16 protein-coding genes and 3 riboswitches are annotated in these 16,029 nt (G+C 70.6%); of the genes, 8 read left to right on the forward strand and 8 right to left on the reverse strand.

Annotation, left to right across the window (positions count from 1 at the left end; translation table 11 throughout):
• The first annotated feature begins 22 nt into the window (after nucleotides 1-22).
• Nucleotides 23-406 (forward strand): S4 domain-containing protein, encoded by a 384-nt coding sequence (locus AB0I04_RS38080; protein WP_360896216.1) that lies wholly within the window; start codon nucleotides 23-25, stop codon nucleotides 404-406.
• A gap of 170 nt (nucleotides 407-576) precedes the next feature.
• Here the strand turns inward: AB0I04_RS38080 and AB0I04_RS38085 are convergent, their stop codons facing one another.
• From AB0I04_RS38085 to dhaL, 3 genes are all read right to left on the reverse strand, one after another.
• A complete protein-coding gene (locus AB0I04_RS38085) occupies nucleotides 577-1,968 on the reverse strand; it encodes a PQQ-binding-like beta-propeller repeat protein (RefSeq protein WP_360896219.1) in 1,392 nt (463 codons plus the stop codon).
• 217 nt (nucleotides 1,969-2,185) lie between these two features.
• Entirely contained in the window at nucleotides 2,186-2,890 is a 705-nt protein-coding gene (locus tag AB0I04_RS38090) for a CHAP domain-containing protein (RefSeq protein WP_360896222.1), read from the reverse strand.
• 11 nt (nucleotides 2,891-2,901) lie between these two features.
• Nucleotides 2,902-3,038: riboswitch (cyclic di-AMP (ydaO/yuaA leader) on the reverse strand.
• 80 nt (nucleotides 3,039-3,118) lie between these two features.
• On the reverse strand, nucleotides 3,119-3,799 hold the full coding sequence (gene dhaL / locus AB0I04_RS38095) for a dihydroxyacetone kinase subunit DhaL (RefSeq protein WP_360896225.1): 681 nt from the start codon (nucleotides 3,797-3,799) through the stop codon (nucleotides 3,119-3,121).
• A gap of 528 nt (nucleotides 3,800-4,327) precedes the next feature.
• On the opposite strand from dhaL, the gene AB0I04_RS38100 reads away from it, so the two are divergent.
• Nucleotides 4,328-6,595 (forward strand): LuxR C-terminal-related transcriptional regulator, encoded by a 2,268-nt coding sequence (locus AB0I04_RS38100; protein WP_360896228.1) that lies wholly within the window; start codon nucleotides 4,328-4,330, stop codon nucleotides 6,593-6,595.
• Between the two features lie 92 nt (nucleotides 6,596-6,687).
• On the opposite strand, the gene AB0I04_RS38105 is transcribed toward AB0I04_RS38100, so the two are convergent.
• Nucleotides 6,688-7,461 carry an IclR family transcriptional regulator gene (locus AB0I04_RS38105; RefSeq protein ID WP_360896231.1) on the reverse strand — a complete coding sequence of 258 codons (774 nt, stop codon included), beginning with the start codon at nucleotides 7,459-7,461 and terminating at the stop codon, nucleotides 6,688-6,690.
• Between the two features lie 192 nt (nucleotides 7,462-7,653).
• On the opposite strand from AB0I04_RS38105, the gene AB0I04_RS38110 reads away from it, so the two are divergent.
• On the forward strand, nucleotides 7,654-8,307 hold the full coding sequence (locus AB0I04_RS38110) for a hypothetical protein (protein ID WP_360896234.1): 654 nt from the start codon (nucleotides 7,654-7,656) through the stop codon (nucleotides 8,305-8,307).
• 150 nt (nucleotides 8,308-8,457) lie between these two features.
• Complete coding sequence (locus tag AB0I04_RS38115) at nucleotides 8,458-9,150, forward strand: YcnI family protein (RefSeq protein WP_360896236.1); 693 nt, start codon at nucleotides 8,458-8,460, stop codon at nucleotides 9,148-9,150.
• A 40-nt stretch (nucleotides 9,151-9,190) separates the two neighbouring features.
• Here the strand turns inward: AB0I04_RS38115 and AB0I04_RS38120 are convergent, their stop codons facing one another.
• Nucleotides 9,191-10,105 (reverse strand): aldo/keto reductase, encoded by a 915-nt coding sequence (locus tag AB0I04_RS38120; protein ID WP_360896239.1) that lies wholly within the window; start codon nucleotides 10,103-10,105, stop codon nucleotides 9,191-9,193.
• 184 nt (nucleotides 10,106-10,289) lie between these two features.
• Between AB0I04_RS38120 and AB0I04_RS38125 the strand changes: the two genes are divergently transcribed.
• The gene (locus AB0I04_RS38125; RefSeq protein ID WP_360896242.1) at nucleotides 10,290-10,709 is read left to right on the forward strand and encodes a cupin domain-containing protein; all 420 of its coding nucleotides are present in this window, start codon (nucleotides 10,290-10,292) and stop codon (nucleotides 10,707-10,709) included.
• Nucleotides 10,710-10,725: 16 nt separating this feature from the next.
• Here AB0I04_RS38125 and AB0I04_RS38130 read toward each other — a convergent pair whose 3' ends face one another.
• Nucleotides 10,726-11,862, reverse strand: coding sequence for a hypothetical protein (locus tag AB0I04_RS38130; RefSeq protein WP_360896245.1), 1,137 nt, complete (start codon nucleotides 11,860-11,862; stop codon nucleotides 10,726-10,728).
• Nucleotides 11,863-11,868: 6 nt separating this feature from the next.
• Complete coding sequence (locus AB0I04_RS38135) at nucleotides 11,869-12,291, reverse strand: carbohydrate ABC transporter permease (protein ID WP_360896248.1); 423 nt, start codon at nucleotides 12,289-12,291, stop codon at nucleotides 11,869-11,871.
• A 309-nt stretch (nucleotides 12,292-12,600) separates the two neighbouring features.
• Between AB0I04_RS38135 and AB0I04_RS38140 the strand changes: the two genes are divergently transcribed.
• Nucleotides 12,601-13,767 carry a glycosyltransferase family 4 protein gene (locus AB0I04_RS38140; RefSeq protein ID WP_360896251.1) on the forward strand — a complete coding sequence of 389 codons (1,167 nt, stop codon included), beginning with the start codon at nucleotides 12,601-12,603 and terminating at the stop codon, nucleotides 13,765-13,767.
• On the opposite strand, the gene AB0I04_RS38145 is transcribed toward AB0I04_RS38140, so the two are convergent.
• Nucleotides 13,762-14,328 carry a histidine phosphatase family protein gene (locus AB0I04_RS38145; RefSeq protein ID WP_360896254.1) on the reverse strand — a complete coding sequence of 189 codons (567 nt, stop codon included), beginning with the start codon at nucleotides 14,326-14,328 and terminating at the stop codon, nucleotides 13,762-13,764. The two genes, AB0I04_RS38140 and AB0I04_RS38145, sit on opposite strands and share 6 nt — an antisense overlap.
• A 29-nt stretch (nucleotides 14,329-14,357) precedes the next feature.
• Nucleotides 14,358-14,489, forward strand: a riboswitch (cobalamin riboswitch).
• A 39-nt stretch (nucleotides 14,490-14,528) separates the two neighbouring features.
• Here AB0I04_RS38145 and AB0I04_RS38150 point away from each other — a divergent pair.
• Both AB0I04_RS38150 and AB0I04_RS38155 read left to right on the forward strand, forming a co-directional pair.
• Nucleotides 14,529-14,747, forward strand: coding sequence for a CbtB domain-containing protein (locus tag AB0I04_RS38150; RefSeq protein ID WP_360896257.1), 219 nt, complete (start codon nucleotides 14,529-14,531; stop codon nucleotides 14,745-14,747).
• Nucleotides 14,748-14,782: 35 nt separating this feature from the next.
• Nucleotides 14,783-15,640, forward strand: a complete 858-nt coding sequence (locus tag AB0I04_RS38155; RefSeq protein ID WP_360896260.1) for a CbtA family protein — start codon at nucleotides 14,783-14,785, stop codon at nucleotides 15,638-15,640.
• A 124-nt stretch (nucleotides 15,641-15,764) separates the two neighbouring features.
• A riboswitch (cobalamin riboswitch) is annotated at nucleotides 15,765-15,981 on the forward strand.
• Nucleotides 15,982-16,029: the final 48 nt, after the last annotated feature.

Raw genomic sequence — 16,029 nt, forward strand, 5'->3', positions numbered from 1 at the left:
CGACCCGGGTAGGGTCTGTCCCATGGCGGCGGATCAGGAGACCGTACGGGTCGATGTGTGGATCTGGTCGGTACGGCTGGTGAAGACCCGCTCGCTGGCCACGGCCGCCTGCCGGGCCGGGCATGTCCGGGTCAACGACGAGCGCGTCAAGCCGGCCGCCGCCGTACGGCCCGGTGACCGCGTGCGTGTCCGCCTCGCCGGACGGGAGCGGATCGTCGAGGTGCGGCGCGTCGTACGCAAGCGGGTCGGCGCTCCCGTCGCCGTCGAGTGTTACACCGACCACAGCCCGCCGCCGCCCCCGCGTGCGGCCCTGCTTCCGATCGCACGGCGCGAGCGCGGTGCGGGGCGGCCCACCAAGCGCGACAGGCGGGAGATCGAGCGGCTCCTCGGCCGCCGCCGGGGCTGAACACGCCCGCCGACCGGCGCCGGCGCACCCCGTCGGCTCGCGTGAGTGCCCGGGGCGGCCCGTCGGGCGCGGATAGCGCATCGGCCCGCGTCAGCGGACCCTGATGGCGAGTCGGCTCACGTCGGTTCACACGGCCGGCGCCGGCCCACGCCGCTTGGCCGTCGCCCGTGTCAGCGGACGCCGACGGCGGTGACCCCCTGCATCGTGGGGACGAGGACGAGCGACCCGGCGAGGGTCGGGGAGGCGAAGCGGGTCACCGTGCCGACGCGCCGGGAGGCGATGGAGCTCCCGTCGGACTGGGACAGGGCGTGCAGCACGCCTGCTTCGGTGTCGAGGGTCCATACCGCGCCGCCGCCGACGACCGGCGATCCCTTGACGGCGGCTCGCGCGGTCCAGACCCGGCGCAGGTCGCCGCCGGAGGAGACGTCGACGCGCTGCAGGCCGTTCTCACAGGGCAGGAACGCCGAGGACCCGGACCGGGCCATCCCGCCGAAGGAGACGCAGCCGGGCAGGGAGGCGTGCTGGCCGCCGATTCCCCCGAGGTCGCGCGCGTCGAGCAGGTAGATGTCGCCCGTCTTGCCGGCGATGAGCACCCGCTCTCCCGGGAGCAGGAGGGGGCCCGTCGAGCCGAGATCCTGGTCCTCGCTGTTCTCCTCGCCCCAGCTCTTCGGCGCGAAGTACGACAAGCGGCGGGACAGGTCGGGTGACAGCCGCAGCACCGAGTCGCTGCCGTCGTAGGGCCCGCCGACGCTCGCGCCGTTCCCCACGGCGACGTAGACGTCGCCGGACGCGCCGATGGCCGGGCCGGACGGCGCCCAGGTGCCGCCCATCCGGCTGGTCGGAACGGCGTACGAGGCGACCGGTCCGTGGCCGTCGGTCTGGTACGCGGCGACGTAGCCGACGTAGTTCCCGCAGTCGCCGTCGAGCCCGCCGAACGGCACGTACACCCGGCCGCCGGCGACCGCGAGGGCGCCGCGCTGCTGTTCCGCCTTACTTTCGCGGCCGGCCGCGACGTCGAGGCCGCGGGTGAACCGCACGCGGCCGTCGGCGGTGTTCAGCGCCACCAGGGTGTGGCGCCCGCCGGTCGTCTCGGCCGCGACGAACACCGTGCGCGTCGCGGCGTCGTACGCCGGCGTCCCCGTGATGCCGAGCGGGTCGATGTTCCCGCAGGGCAGCGCCGACTGCGGCACGGGCGTGCCCAGGTGCCGCTTCCAGACCTGCCGCCCCGTCGCCAGGTCGAGCGCGTAGACGGTGTCGTTCTCCGTGCCGACGTACGCCGTGCCGCCGACGACGACCGGCTGCCCGTACACCGCTCCGTCGAGCCGCGCCGTCCAGGCGTCCGCGAGCGTACGCGGGGCGGGGAATCCGGCGGCGTACCCGGCACGGTCGTTCGACCCGTGGTACGTCGGCCAGGACACCGCCGTACGCGCCGGCGCCGACGCGCTCGTGGCGGCGCCGCTCGGCGCGGGTGAACGGGGGTCCGCTCTCGACCCGTCGCCGGAGCCGCATGCCGTGGCGGCGGTGAGGACGATGAGTGCGACGCCGTACGCGACCCTGCCCATGGCCCCATTCTCACCACAGCCGGCCGTCCCGCGCAGGGTGCTCGGCAATCGCACCGCGGATACCGCGCATCCCGAGCGCGATCGCGGCGCCCGCCGCGGCCCCGGCGGCCACGTCGCCGGGATGGCGCGCCGGTGTAGATCCGCGAGTACGCGACCACCGCCGCCGGGAACGCGACCGGAACACCCACGCGCCATGGCGCCGCGCCCCCGTAGGGAGCTATCGGAGGTAGTCCGGGTAGCCGTACCCGACGACCTCGGAGACGGGGCGGATGCGAATCTTGACGGCCTTGTCGGTGTTGCCCTCGATGGTCTCGATCGTCCCGTCGTGATCGTCCTTGACCACGAGACCGACGTGTTCGATGCCGCCGACGGTTTTGTCGCCCGAGAAGGAGAAGAAGACGACGGCGCCGGGCCTCGGGACGGCGCCCCACCGGCCCCGCTGCTGGAACCACTGGGCGTGGGTGTGCGTGAACGCGTCGACTCCGATGCCCGGCGCGCCGGCCCGCGCGCCGACCCAGGAGACGAACATGTCGCACCAACTGGCGTCGGCGTAGTCGCTGATCTTCCCGCCGTACCGCTGGGCGCCCGTCTGGGCGGCCGAGGTGGACATGAACCACTGGTTGAACTTGGTGCCCCCGGCGGCGTCCGCCGTCGTGCCGACCTGCGAGAGCGCGACCTTCAGCACGTCGGCGGCGGAGGCCGTCTCGGGGTGACCCTTCAGCACGATCATGCGCCTGAGCACGGTGTCCAGGTCCGGGACCGGATCGTGGTCGGCCACCGTGGAGACGGGGACGCGGAAGTGCGGGGCCGCACTCACGGAGAGCTCGGTGGCCACGGCGGCACCGACGATGGTGATACCGGCGATCGCGGCCTTGAGCGCCGCGTGCTTCAGCCCGGACGGAGGGGGATGTCGAGCGGACACAGGGGTACTCCTTCGGCTTCCATGCCGCTTACCGGGTTAGCTGACGGGTTCGGGCGTGGAAGCTGCCCTACGGCACGATGTGCCGATTCACCCCGATGATGCGGTGGGTCCCCGGCTCCGCGACCTGCGGATTCAGCGGACGCTCGCTCGTGCGAGCGGTTCGTACAACAGCGTAAATCACGTCCGGCACAGCGGTGGCGGGAGCGGTGACCGCCCAGGGGGCGAGCGTCAGGGTGCCACCGCCTCGGCGAGCGCGCGGAAGATGAGCGCGGTGGAGGTGGCGCCGGGGTCCTGGTGGCCTTGGCTGCGGGGCCCGAGGTAGGACGCACGGCCCTTGCGGGCGATCATTGGGATGGTGGCGCGCATGCCCTCTTCCGCGGCGTCCGCGGCGGCGGAGGCGGACGCGCCGAGGGCGGCTCCGCCGCGCACGGCCTTCTCGAACGCCTCCACAGCCGGACCGAAGGCATCGATCATGGTCTTGTCCCCGGGGCGAGCGGCACCCAGTTTCTGAACCGCCTCCAGACCGGCCCGCAGTGCTCCGAGCAATTGTTCGGCGGTCACGCTCGGTTCGGTGAGCTGCTTGCCGATGGCGCGGAACGCCATCCCGTACAGCGGGCCCGCCGCACCGCCGACGCTCGACGACAACGCGGTACCGGTTTTAGTGAGAATTTCCCCTACCGTGCTGAATTCTTTGCCATTGAGCGTGCTTCGCACGACGGAGAAGCCGCGTTGCATGTTGACGCCATGATCGGCGTCGCCGATGGCCGCGTCCAGCCGGGTGAGATAGTCGGCATCGCGGTATATCGCCGCGGTGATCCCCTGCACCCACGCCAAGGTCGTCTCGATGTCCATTTCGCTGTCCAGGGCGGTGAGTCTGGTGACATCGTTACCGACCAGGCTAAGGGTCATGGCAACGGGATGGCCGGGTGGCCACCGAGGATAGTGGCCGCCGAAGCGGCGGCCCGCTGTGGACCATGACGTTCGTCGACCCGGTGATCAGAAGCCGGTTCATGGATGCTGAACCGAGTTCGGAGCCCCGAAGCCGACCGGCGTGTCGGCGTCTCGGACGGTGACCTCCCCGTAAGAGCATCGGAGAGCAGCGGTCCGGCATCTGTCTCGCATGCTGAGAGCGGATGAAATCCGCAGGCCGTTCGCTATTGATGAACCGAATTCAGAGTTCTAGATTGATGTTCATTACAACCAGCCGACCGTCCCCACCCCCGATGTCCGGCGGGGCGGTCGAGCCGCTGCAAAGATCGGCAGCGGATGATCTCCTGCTTCCCGCAACGACGCACAGGCGGCAGGCCGGCGGCCATTTCATCGGTGGCGATCGGGCATATGTCCTGGCCGGCCAGAGGAGATCGGACGATCTGCCGACGTGGAGAAGAAATGCGTACAGCCGTAACGGGCCGACCGGTGGGGAACCTGCCGACGGAGATGACGAGTTTCATCGGCCGCGAGCGCGAACTCGCCGAGGTGAAGCAGCTGCTGGGCGCCGGCCGTCTGGTGACGTTGACCGGCGTCGGCGGCGTGGGCAAGACCCGCTTGGCGTTGAGCGTCGCGACTGATGCCCGGCGAGCGTTCCCCGACGGGGTGTGGCTCGTCGACCTGGTCGCGTCGGAGACACCGAAGTCGCCCGTACGGATGGTCGCGGAGACTCTCGGCCTCCGGAACGTCGAGGACTCGGCCGGGTTGGCGCGGCATCTCGCCGGAAAACGGATGCTGCTGGTGCTGGACAACTGCGAGCACCTGATCGACGAGTGCGCGGTTCTGGTCGGGGATCTCCTGTGCCTGACGACCGATGTGCGGATCCTGGCGACCAGCCGGCAGCTCCTCCGCGCCAACGGGGAGCATGTCCTGGAAGTGCCGTCGCTTCCCGTGCCGGAGACCGATGAGGCGTCGGCGGACACGGTGCTGCGGTACGCGGCGGTGCGCCTGTTCAGCGAGCGGGCGTCGGCGGTCGTGCCGGAGTTCGCCGTCTCCGACGCCAATGCCGCGGCGGTGACGAGGCTCTGTCATCGGCTGGACGGCCTCCCGCTCGCGATCGAGTTCGCGGCGCTGCGGACGCGGATGCTGTCGGTGGAGCAGATCGTCGATCGGCTGGATCAGCTCTTCCGGCTCCTCCGCAGCGACTCTCCGGTCGCGAGTCCGCGCCAGAAGACGTTGCACGGGCTGATCGATTGGAGCTACGACCTGTGCTCGGCCGAGGAACGGACGCTATGGGCCCGGCTGTCGGTCTTCTCCGGCGCATGCGATCTGGAGACGGCGGAACAGATATGCGACGACGGCATCCTCACCGACGCCGTCCTGGAGGCGGTGGCCGGCCTGGTGGAGAAGTCGATCCTCGGCAGGGAGGCCGACGGCTCCCGGACGCGGTACCGGCTGCTGACGGCACTGCGCCGGTACGGGCAGGACCGGCTGGTCGAGTCGGGTGAGGAGCAGGCCGTACGGCGGCGGCACCGCGAGTGGTACCGGGACCTCGCCGAGCAGGCCGGAGCCGAGTGGTTCGGCCCTCATCAGGTCGAATGGCTCGACCGGATGACCGGCGAAGAGGCCGAGTGGGCCGCGGTGCTGGAGTCCTGCCTGAACGAGCCGGGTGAGGAGCGGACCAGCCTGGAGATGGCCGCCGCGTTGTGGAGCCATCCACTGTCATTCTCCTCTCTGGGCGAGGGCCACCGCCTGCTGCAGCGGGCCCTCGCCGCAGATCCCTCTCCCAGCGCCGCACGGGCCAGGGCGTTGTGGGCCGACGCCTGGCTGTGCCTGCGGCGCGGCGACCTCCCGGCAGCGACGCCGCTGCTGAAAGAGTGCCGCGAGCTGGCCGAGCGGCTCGACGACCAGGCGCAGCTGGCCGGCGTGGTCCAGCTGACCGGTCTGGCGGCGGTGCTGAAGGAGGACTACCCGCGCGCCTGCGCGCTCCTGAGCCGGGCGCTGGCCTACTACCGCGCCACGGGCGACCACGGCCGTTCGTGGACCACGCTGCTGCACCTGGCCACGGCCGCCGTCTTCATGGGCGACGCCCGGGCCACCGCTCTATGCCGTGAATGCGAGGAGATGTGCGAGTCGGCCGGTGCCCGATGGTCCCGCCGGGACGCGCAATGGATCAGCGGTCTGGACCTGTGGCGACGCGGTGACGCCCGGGCCGCGACCGGCGTGATCCGCCAGGCCCTGCGTACGCCGCGTGTCCCCGCGGAGCGCCTGGGCCTCGCGCACTGCGTCGAAGCGCTGAGCTGGATCGCCGCCGATCAAGATCGGCATGAATACGCGGCCGAGCTGCTGGGTGCCGCGGACGCCCTCTGGCGATCGGCCGGGGCATCGCTGCCGGGACTCGGACCGGTGGCGCGTGCGCACACCGACTGCGAGATCGGCCTCAGGCGAGCACTCGGCCAGGACGCGTTCGCCGCGGCACACGCGCGCGGCGGACGGCTCACCCCCGAGCAGGCGATCGCCCGAGCCCGGGATGAAGAGCCCACCGAGCCCGAAACGGCGGACCAGGCTCGAACGGGCGTCGCCGGCGCCCTCACCCGCCGGGAACGCGAGATCGCGGAGCTCGTCGCGCGAGGCTTCAGCAACAAGGACATCGCCAGCACCCTCGTCATCGCCCCGCGCACCGCCGAAGGCCATGTCGGACGCATCCTGAACAAGATGGGTTTCACCTCCCGAACCCAGGTCGCCGCCGTGTGGGCCGCGGAATACGGCATCGGCTGACCTCACCGGACGTCCACCGGGAGGCCAGAAGGCGATTCACCATTGACGAACGCCGTTCACCGGCGTCCAGGCCTGGCACCGTACGACAAAGGTCAGCCGGCACGCCGGGTATGGCCGCGGGTGGCTCCGAGCTCCCGAGAGAGATTGCGCCCCGTCTCTCGCACCGCGACCGCGATCTCCTCCCGCCGGGACTCGGACAGCAGCCGTTCGACCGGCCCGACCACGCCGATGGCGCCCGCGACATCGCCGGAGCGGACGTACACCGGTGCCGCGACACCGGCGTCGCCCAGGGCGGACTCCTGATCCTCGATCGTGTACCCGACGCTCCGCGCGACCGCCAACTGCTCGGCGAGAGCCTCAGGGTCGCTCACACTAGCGCCGGTCAGCACGCCCAGCTCACCGCCCAGGAGCTCCGTCTCCGTGGCCTCGGGCCCGAACGCCACGATCGCCTTGCCCAGCGCGCACGTGTTCCAGGGGATCGTGGCCCCGACCTCCAGGATCTGGACCGCTCCCTCGGGCCGGAAGACGTGGTGGACCACCAGCACATGATCACCGGTCAGCACCCCGACCCAGATCGCCTCGTTCACCCGCGTCGCCAGCGCGTCGGCCCAGATCATGGACCGGGTGCGCAGCTCGTGACCGTCGAGATAGGCGTTGCCCAGTCGAACCAGCCCGGGCCCCAGGGCGTACTTGCTGGACTCGGGGTCCTGCACGACCAGCCCTTCGGTCTCCAGCGTGCGGAGCAGCGCATGGGCGGTCGGCTTGGCGACCCCGATCCGCTCCGCGAGCTCCGTCACGCCCAGCCTCGGGCCGGTCGCCGCGAGCTCGCGCAGGATCTGAGCCGCGCGTTGCACTGACTGGATCATGACCGGTCCGTGCTTTCGTCATCGGCGAACCAGGTTCCGCGAACCAGATTATCGTTCCGCCGCCCTCGATGGCGGCCTCTCCTTGCGTCGTATGCGGAACGGCAGGCCGGCGGCTCTGGGTGGCACCTCGGTGAGCTGATCGGCGCGAGGTGTAGGGTCCGTGTACTACACGCTGTAGTTGTTGGTGAGGTCATGCGTCCCCCTGGGTGGTTCCGCCTGATGCGCGCCGGGGTCTTCGCCGCGGTGTGCGTCGTGCTGTCCTTGGCCGGGCACGACCTGATGGCCTCGCGTCCGGCGCCGGCCTGGGCCGGCTGGGCGGCACTGGCGGCGCTGACCGCGGTCGGTTACTGCCTGGCCGACCGGCGGCGGCCGGCCTGGTGGATCCTGCTCGCGGTCGAGGTCGCGCAGGCCTGCCTGCACCTGTGGTTCACCTGGTGCGCCTCACCGGATTCCGGTACGGCTCCGGGCCGGCCGGCCATGACGATGCACGGCGGTGTTCATCATGTGGCGAACACCGTGACGATGAGCCAGGGCGGCGGCACGTCCGGCCTGGGCATGACGGGCGCGCACGCGCTCGCCGGAGTGCTGGTGGCGCTCTGGCTGTACGCCGGCGAACGAGCGCTGTGGCGCGCACTGGACCTGGTCGCGGAGGCATTGCTCGATCCCGCGCTGCGGGTGTTCGCCCTGCTGGTGCTCGCCGACGTCGTGGTGGACCGGCGTCCGCGCGGTACGGCGGACCGGCGGGGTGAGGACGAGGCACGGCCGGTCGTGGCCGCCCTGCGCCATGTCCTCGTACGGCGTGGCCCTCCTCGGGGCGCCGGTCTTCTTACAAACGCCTTCATGTGATCACGGCCCTCAACGGTGCCCGCGACGCTCGTACGTGTCGCGGCGCCGTCTTCACCCGGTCTCACCCGCAAGAGGTGACCGGGATGTTCGCGGGATGAGGGAACGGGCCGTGGTCGCGTTCCCTGTTCGCATGTCCTCCCGAGGAGCATCATGTCCTTCCCACGCGCCACCGGACGCCTGCTGACCGGCGCCGGCATCGTCACGACCACCGTCGTCGCGCTCGCCCTGCCCGCCGCCGCACACGTCACCGTCAACCCGAAGATCGCCGAACCGGGCGGCTACGCCACCTTCGGCGTCAAGGTCCCCAACGAGGAGGCCGACGCCGACACGACCAAAGTGCAGTTGTTCCTGCCCACCGACCACCCGATCGCCTCGGTGTCGGTGCAGCCGGTGCCCGGCTGGACGGTCGAGTCGGTCAAGGGCCGCCTGCCCAAACCGATCAAGGTCGAGGGCGGTGAACTGACCGAGGCCGTCACCCAGATCACCTGGTCCGGCGGGAAGATCGAGCCGGGGCAGTTCCAGCAGTTCGGCATCTCCCTGGGCCCGCTGCCCACCGACACCGCGAAACTGTATTTCAAGGCGTTGCAGACGTACACCGACCACAGCGGCAAGACCCACGTGGTGCGCTGGATCGAAATGCCGAGCGGGAACGCCGAACCGGAGCACCCGGCCCCGTCGATCACGCTGGCCAAGACCACCACGGCGCAGACGACGAGAATCGTGAAGAACGGCGGCGACGGCACGGGTACCGCGCTCGGGGCCGCCGGTCTGGTGGCCGGGCTGCTCGCCCTGGGCGCCGCCGTCTTCGCGCTGCGCCGGTCCGGTGGCGCGGCCGGCGCGTAAGGCGGGTTCCCGCGCAGGCGTCTCGTCCGCCGGGTAGTCGTTACCCGGCGGACGAGGCGATGCCGTCGAGGGTGTCGATGGTCTCCCGGTCGAGGAGGACGTCGCCCGCCGCGACGTTCTCCTTCATATGGGCGGGGTCGACGGTGCCCGGAATGAGCAACGTGTGCGCGTAGGTTGCGAGCAGCCACGCCAGGCCGACCTGCGCGGGTGTCACCCCGAGGGACGCGGCGGTCTCGATCACCGCCGGATGCGCGGTGACCTTGGGAACGCTGGGAAACGCCGAGCCGAGCGGGAAGAACGGCACCCAGGCGATGTCGTGCTCACGGCACACGTCCAGCACCGGCCCGCTCGCGCGGTCGAGGAGACTGTAGGCGTTCTGCACGCAGGCGATCCCGGCGGGCAGGGCGTGGCGCAGTTGCTCGGCGCTGACGTTGCTCAGTCCGATGCCGCCGATCTTGCCCTCGTCCCGCAGGGCGATGAGCTCCGCGAGCTGGCTGTCGAGGTCGACGACCTGGTCGCCTTCGGCCAGAAGGCCGGGCGGAGCGTCGGCGCGGCGCAGGTTGACCACGTCCAGCCGCTCGACGCCCAGGGTGGCGAGGTTCGCCTCCACACCCGCGCGCAGTTGTTCGGGCCGCTGGGCCAGGACGAGGCCGGCCTGGTCGTCGTGTTCCGCACCGACCTTGGTCACCAGCACCAGGTCCTCGGGATACGGCGTCAGGGCGTCGCGGATCAGCTCGTTGCACCGGCCGGCGGCGTAGAACTGCGCGGTGTCGATGTGGTTGACGCCCTCGTCGACGGCGGAGCGCACCATCGCGGCGGCCGACTCGGGCTCGGGGGCTGGGCGGCCGTGTCCGCCCGCCAGGTGCATCGCCCCGAAACCGATCCGGGCGACCCGGCGTCCCGCGAGCGTGGCGTTGCCTCCCGGGGCCTTCGACGCGCTTCCGGCTGTGCTCATGAGAACGCTCCCGTTCGTCGATGGCGTAGCATCATCGATGCGGAGGGGCCTCCGCTACGCGGAGGCTAGCACAACCGGAGGATCCTCCGATTGCCTGGTACTCGCAGGCGAAGGCGACGCGCTCGGCCGGGTCGGCCGAGTCGGCGCCAAGGTTTCGATCGTCGGCCGCGATGGCGGCGAAGTCGTGCAGCTGGGACCCACCACCATGCGGATCCTGGAGGACGGCAGCACCACCGGGCACCGCCTCGGAATGGGCGAGATCACCGTTGCGCCGCACACCGACGGCCCGCCCCAGCATCGGCACGGCCGACACGACGAGGGCTTCTACGTGGTCTCGGGTACGGCCCGGTTCACGGTCGGCACCACGACGTACGACGCACCGGCCGGCACCCTCGCGATGATCCCGCCGGGTGCTCCGCACACCTTCGCCAACCCCACCGACGAGCCGCTGGTGCTGCTGAACACCTTCACCCCCGACCTGTACGTGCAGTACTTCCGTGACCTCCGAGAAATGATCGAGCGAGGCGGGACGCTGACCCCGGAGGCGACCATAGAGGCCATGAACCGGTACGACACCGAGCCGGCCACCGACTACGCCGACTGACGCGGTTCCATCTCGGTCAGCGGGCGAGCCAGCCGCCGTCCACGGCCAGGACATGTCCGATGCCGCTACGCGACCCGGTGACGAGGGCGGTGCGACCGGCCAGGGAGAACGGGAGGAACCCGCCGCGCCGGCGGGCAGGTTCCTCGCCCACGCCGACCGGTTCGCCGCGGTATTCGCGGGGCAGTACGGCGACCGGCAGTTCGCGGAAGACGGGGGCGCGGTCATCGTCGAGCGCGACGCGGAGGGTGACCTCGCCGGTCGACAGCATCGAGGCGTTGCCGGCGTCCTGCGCGCTGGTGTGCTCCTCGACGGGCGCGCCGGCCGCGAGGGACAGCCGGGCGGTGCCGTGCTCGTCGAGTCGCAGCCGCGCGGTCCGGCCGTCCCAGCCGACCCGCAGGGCCGCGCCGGGCGGGCCGGTGATGGCGACCTCGTCGGACGTGTCTCCCCAGGTCGGGGTGGCGACCGCTTCGAGGACCTGCTCGGCGACGGCGGCGGCCCGCTCGTCCGCGCCCGGACTCGGCACGACGACCCGTACGGGAAGGCCGTCGACGCGCAGCCGCAGCACCTGGCGGCATTCGCGGAAGGCGACCTGCCAGGACGCCACGACGATCGTGGTCGCGCCGGACGGGAGCCGGACCTGGATGTCGTGTTCGGCGGGCTCCATGTAGGTGACGGTGTCGTCGGCGAACACACAGTCGCCGTCGACGTAGAGCAGGGACGGGCCGGTGCAGGCGAGCCGGAGGACACGGCGTTCGGCCTGGTCGACCTCCAGGACGCAGGAGGCGAGGGCGAGGCGGTACTCGGGGGTGAAACAGAACCGGCTCCAGCCGACGAGGCCGTCGGCGCCGGTGTGGACGCGCCGCCAGCGGTCCTCGTGGACGACGCCGGTCGGCCCGGCGTACGAGACGGGGTCGCCTTCGACGACCTCGGGCAGGTCCTGGTCGCGCGGCAGGGGCCGCCGCTCGTACAGGCGGCGTTTCAGCGGCGCGACGTCGGGTCCGTTGGTGAGCACCCACCGGCCGTCCGGCCCCCAGGGGGATCCGTCGGCGGCGAGTACCTCATGCAGGTCGTCGGCCGGCTCGCTCCACGCGCCGGCGATGAGCCAGTCGCGTACGGTGCCGCGCTCGTCCAGTGGGTGAACGGTGCGATCCATGTGTCCTCACTTGAGTCCGGTCGCGGCGATGCCCTGCATGATCTTCCGCTGCATGATCAGGAAGATGAGGATCACCAGGAGCATGCTGACGACCGACATCGCCAGGATGTAGTTGAAGGGCACGACCTGTTCGTTCGCGAACTGGGCGAGTGCGACGGGCAGGGTGTAGTGGTCCTGCGACTGGCTGATGATGAGCGGCCAGAGGAAGTCGTTCCACCGCCACAGCACCGAGAAGATCGTGAGCACCGCGAGCGGCGCCTTGCACAGCGGCACGACGATGCGCAGGAAGATGCGGAACTCGCCCGCCCCGTCGATGCGGCCCTGTTCGATCAGCTCGTCCGGGATGGTCGGCATGTACTGCCGGAGCAGGAACACGCCGGTCGGCGTGGCTGCGGGCGGGATGATCAGGCCCCACCGCGAGTTGACCATGCCGAAGGTTCCACTGAATGGGACGCCTTCCTGCTCATCAGGACAGGTGGCCCCGAGGGTAAAGACGGGGTAGCGATGGGTCAATAGTTCGTCCCAAATTCGGACAGATGCGGACGCGGCGCGGCGAATCGGTCGATCATCCCGGCGAGGCCGTTTACGAACCCAGTAGTACTATCGCGGTCATACTATTTGAATAGTAGATATTTCCGCTGGTCACAGCGGTCTGGATAAGCCGCCTCGAAGTGATCGCCATCTTGCAGCACCGGCGAGGCGGAGGCCCGGCCCCGACACCCCCTGGAGACGCCGCGCATGAAGATCACGTTTCTTCTCGAGTCCGCCTACGGCATGGGCGGCACGATCCGCGCCACCCTCACCCTCGCCAACCACCTCGCGATGCGTCACGACATCGAGATCATCACCTTGCATCGGCGGCGGGATGACCCGTTCTTTCCGATCGACGACCGCATCAGCGTCCGCACGCTGATCGACCTGCGTAAAGGCGTACGTCCCGGTCGGTTCGCGGCGAGACTGAGCCGGCACAACAGCCGGCTGGTGCCCCGCGGCGAGAGGCTCTGGTCAGAGGTCACATTGCGCGGCGACTACGAGATGTGGCGGGCCCTGCGCGGGCTGGACACCGATGTGCTGATCACCACTCGCCCGGCCTTCAACCTGCTGGCCGCCCGCTTCGCCCCGCGCGACGTCGTCGTGGTCGGCCAAGAACACCTGCATCTGGACGCGCACCGCCCAGGCCTGCGGGAGCACATGAGCCGCTGGTACCCACGCCTGGACGCCCTGGTGACCCTCACCGAGGCCGACCGGCGCGCCTACGCCGACTTCCTCGCCGACGCGCCCACACGCCTGCAGGCCATCTCCAACGCGCTGCCCGCGGGCACCAAACCGACCTCCGGCCTGGACGCCCCGGTGATCGCCGCGGCCGGTCGCATGGCCAAGGTCAAGCACTACGAACGGCTCATCACGGCCTTCGCCAAAGTCAGCACCACCCATCCCGACTGGACGCTGCGCCTGTACGGGAGCGGACCCGAACTCGGCGAACTGCGCGCCGTCGCCGCGCAGCACGACCTGGGCGACAACATCGCGTTCATGGGCCGTACCAGCGACATCTACGCCGCCTTCGCAGAGGCATCCGTTCTCGCGCTGTCCTCATCCTTCGAAGGCTTCGGCATGACCATCATCGAGGCCTTCGCCTGCGGCGTCCCGGCCGTCAGCTTCGACTGCCCACAAGGCCCCCGCGAGATCATCACCCATGGCCGCGACGGACTCCTCGTACCACCCGCTGACACCGACGCACTGGCCGACGCCCTCGGCGAACTCATCGACGACCCCGCCAAGCGTCGTGCCATGGGCGCGGCCGCCCACCAGGCCGCCGCCCGCTACGACGTCACCACCATCGCCGGGCAATGGGAGAACCTGCTCGCCGAACTCCTCGCCGGCCGCGCGGGCGCACGCCGCTCATAGTGCGTGACCGGTCTCGCGTAGCTGCCAGCGTCCGCCGTGGCGTGTCAGCCAGGTCTGGGACAGGGGGGTCACATCGAGGCGCCAGAAGCATTCGGGTGGGGCGCCCAGCGTGTGGAGGACGGCGGCGCGGATGATCGCGGGGTGGGTGACGGCCACGACCCTGGTGGCGTCGGTGGGGAGTTCGGTCAACCACTGCGCGACCCGGGCGATCAGCGCGGACAGCGACTCGCCGTCGTGCGGGGCCGCGTGGGGGTCGGTCAGCCATGCGTACAGGTCGGCGGGGTGGTCCGCCTCCACTTCGGTGAGGCTCCTGCCTCGCCAGGTGCCCGCGTTCAGGTCGGCCAGGACGGGCGCGGTCGCCGCGTCGAGGCCGAGCGCGTCGGCGGTCTGACGGCAGCGTTCCTCGGGTCCGCAGTAGGCCGCCGTGACACGGCGCAACGTTACCGCGGCGGCCGTGGCCGCTTCGGCGCCGTGCGTGTCGAGGGGTTCGTCGTCGGGGAATCGGGCCTCGCGGGTGGCGCGGGTGGCCGCGTGCGCGATGAGCGCGAGCCGAACGGTCATGGGCTGGTGACCTCCTGCGACGTTGACGGTGCCGAATTCTCGCCGTACGATCCGGACGAACGTGATGGTAAGAGGAAGCCGGTGCAAATCCGGCACGGTCGCGCCACTGTGTTCCGGCCTTGAGTCGGAGAGTCAGACCCTCGGCCATCGAGGCGCTCCACCCGTGACAGGGACGCTGGATCCCTAGAGGAGGCTGTGACATGACGACCCCCACCACGCTGCCCGCTCCCCGTACGACCCCAGTGGTGGTGTCCGGTACTCGGGCCGCACTGTGGCTGTTCGGCACCGTGCTGTTCGGCCTGGCCGTGTACTACTTCATCGGCGTCGACCAGGGCGCGACCTCGGTCTTCGGCAACAACATGGCCATTCACGAGTTCGTTCACGACGCCCGGCACCTCCTCGGATTCCCCTGCCACTGATCCGGCCCGCGACACCACAATTCAAGGAGTACGCCGTGGAACGGCGATTCATCCTGCGTGGGCTGCTCGTGGGCGCGATCGGCGGAATCCTCGCGTTCGTCTTCGCACGGATCTTCGCCGAGCCGCAGATTCAGGCGGCCGTCGACTACGAGAGCGGCCGGGACGCCGCTCAGGCGATGCTCGACAAGGCGGCGGGCATCACGCCCGAGGCCGCCCACCCGGACATTTTCAGTCGCACCATCCAGGCGAACGTCGGCATCGGCGTCGGCGTCATCCTGTTCGGTGCCGCGATGGGCGGTCTGTACGCGGTGGCCTACATCCTGGCCTGCGGCCGCACGGGGAACCTGCGGCCGCGGACGCTGGCGCTGCTGGTCGCCCTCGGCGGGTTCCTGGGGTTCTACCTGATCCCCTTCGCCAAGTATCCGGCCGACCCGCCCGCGATCGGTCACCACGAGACCATCCGCGACCGAGGCGGCCTGTTCCTGCTGATGGTCGGGTTCGCCATCGCGTTCCTGATCCTGGCGGTCTGGCTCGGCCAGAAGCTCAAGCCCCGCTTCGGGAACTGGAACGCGACGCTGCTGGCCGGGCTGGCCTGCGTTGCGGCGCTCGGTGTCGTGATGTTCGTGCTTCCCTCGTTCGGGCATCTGTCGGCGAACGTCCACGAGTACGGCCGGCACGCGACGGAGACACCGTTGCCGCTGAAGAACCAGCAGGGGCAGATCGTCTATCCGGGGTTCCCGGCGGACGTGCTGTTCTCCTTCCGCCTGTACTCGGTGGCCGCGCAGGCGATCATGTGGGCGGCGATCGGCCTGTGCTTCGCGCCGATGGCCGAACGGCTGCTCGCCCGTACGGCCGAAGGCCCCCGGACCGCGCAGGCACCGGTCACGGCGTAGGCCACACCTCCTGAAGGCCCTCGGCGGATCACCGCCGGGGGCCGTTCGGCATGCCCGCGCTGCGCTGCTCCTTACCCGACACACCCAATATCTGGTGGTGATGCGTTTCAATCGCCACTACATGTATGGTTCTCGTGTTGCTGGTTCACCTGTGCATCATGTGGCGGGTGTCGTAAGAGGGAACCCGGTGAGAGGCCGGGACTGCCCCGCAGCGGTGAGTGGGAACGACCGCCGTCAACAGCACTGGGCTCGATCGGGCCCGGGAAGCGACGGCCAGTAGGACGCGCCTGAAGGCGTGCTGCCCGCGAGTCCGAAGACCTGCCAGCGACCCGTGCGCGGGAGCGCGCGGTCGTCCAGGCCTCGTGGGAGGGCCGGCGGCGGAGCCTTGT

The organism is Actinoallomurus sp. NPDC050550 (genome assembly GCF_040655075.1).
Lineage (GTDB): Bacteria > Actinomycetota > Actinomycetes > Streptosporangiales > Streptosporangiaceae > Actinoallomurus.

Excerpts from the sequence above, each read along its gene's own strand:
- AB0I04_RS38080 (WP_360896216.1), top strand. The coding sequence starts at position 23 with ATGGCGGCGGATCAGGAGACCGTACGGGTCGATGTGTGGATCTGGTCG.
- AB0I04_RS38085 (WP_360896219.1), bottom strand. The coding sequence starts at position 1,968 with ATGGGCAGGGTCGCGTACGGCGTCGCACTCATCGTCCTCACCGCCGCC.
- dhaL (WP_360896225.1), bottom strand. The coding sequence starts at position 3,799 with ATGACCCTTAGCCTGGTCGGTAACGATGTCACCAGACTCACCGCCCTG.
- AB0I04_RS38100 (WP_360896228.1), top strand. The coding sequence starts at position 4,328 with ATGACGAGTTTCATCGGCCGCGAGCGCGAACTCGCCGAGGTGAAGCAG.
- AB0I04_RS38105 (WP_360896231.1), bottom strand. The coding sequence starts at position 7,461 with ATGATCCAGTCAGTGCAACGCGCGGCTCAGATCCTGCGCGAGCTCGCG.
- AB0I04_RS38110 (WP_360896234.1), top strand. The coding sequence starts at position 7,654 with ATGCGTCCCCCTGGGTGGTTCCGCCTGATGCGCGCCGGGGTCTTCGCC.
- AB0I04_RS38115 (WP_360896236.1), top strand. The coding sequence starts at position 8,458 with ATGTCCTTCCCACGCGCCACCGGACGCCTGCTGACCGGCGCCGGCATC.
- AB0I04_RS38120 (WP_360896239.1), bottom strand. The coding sequence starts at position 10,105 with ATGAGCACAGCCGGAAGCGCGTCGAAGGCCCCGGGAGGCAACGCCACG.
- AB0I04_RS38130 (WP_360896245.1), bottom strand. The coding sequence starts at position 11,862 with ATGGATCGCACCGTTCACCCACTGGACGAGCGCGGCACCGTACGCGAC.
- AB0I04_RS38135 (WP_360896248.1), bottom strand. The coding sequence starts at position 12,291 with ATGGTCAACTCGCGGTGGGGCCTGATCATCCCGCCCGCAGCCACGCCG.
- AB0I04_RS38140 (WP_360896251.1), top strand. The coding sequence starts at position 12,601 with ATGAAGATCACGTTTCTTCTCGAGTCCGCCTACGGCATGGGCGGCACG.
- AB0I04_RS38145 (WP_360896254.1), bottom strand. The coding sequence starts at position 14,328 with ATGACCGTTCGGCTCGCGCTCATCGCGCACGCGGCCACCCGCGCCACC.
- AB0I04_RS38150 (WP_360896257.1), top strand. The coding sequence starts at position 14,529 with ATGACGACCCCCACCACGCTGCCCGCTCCCCGTACGACCCCAGTGGTG.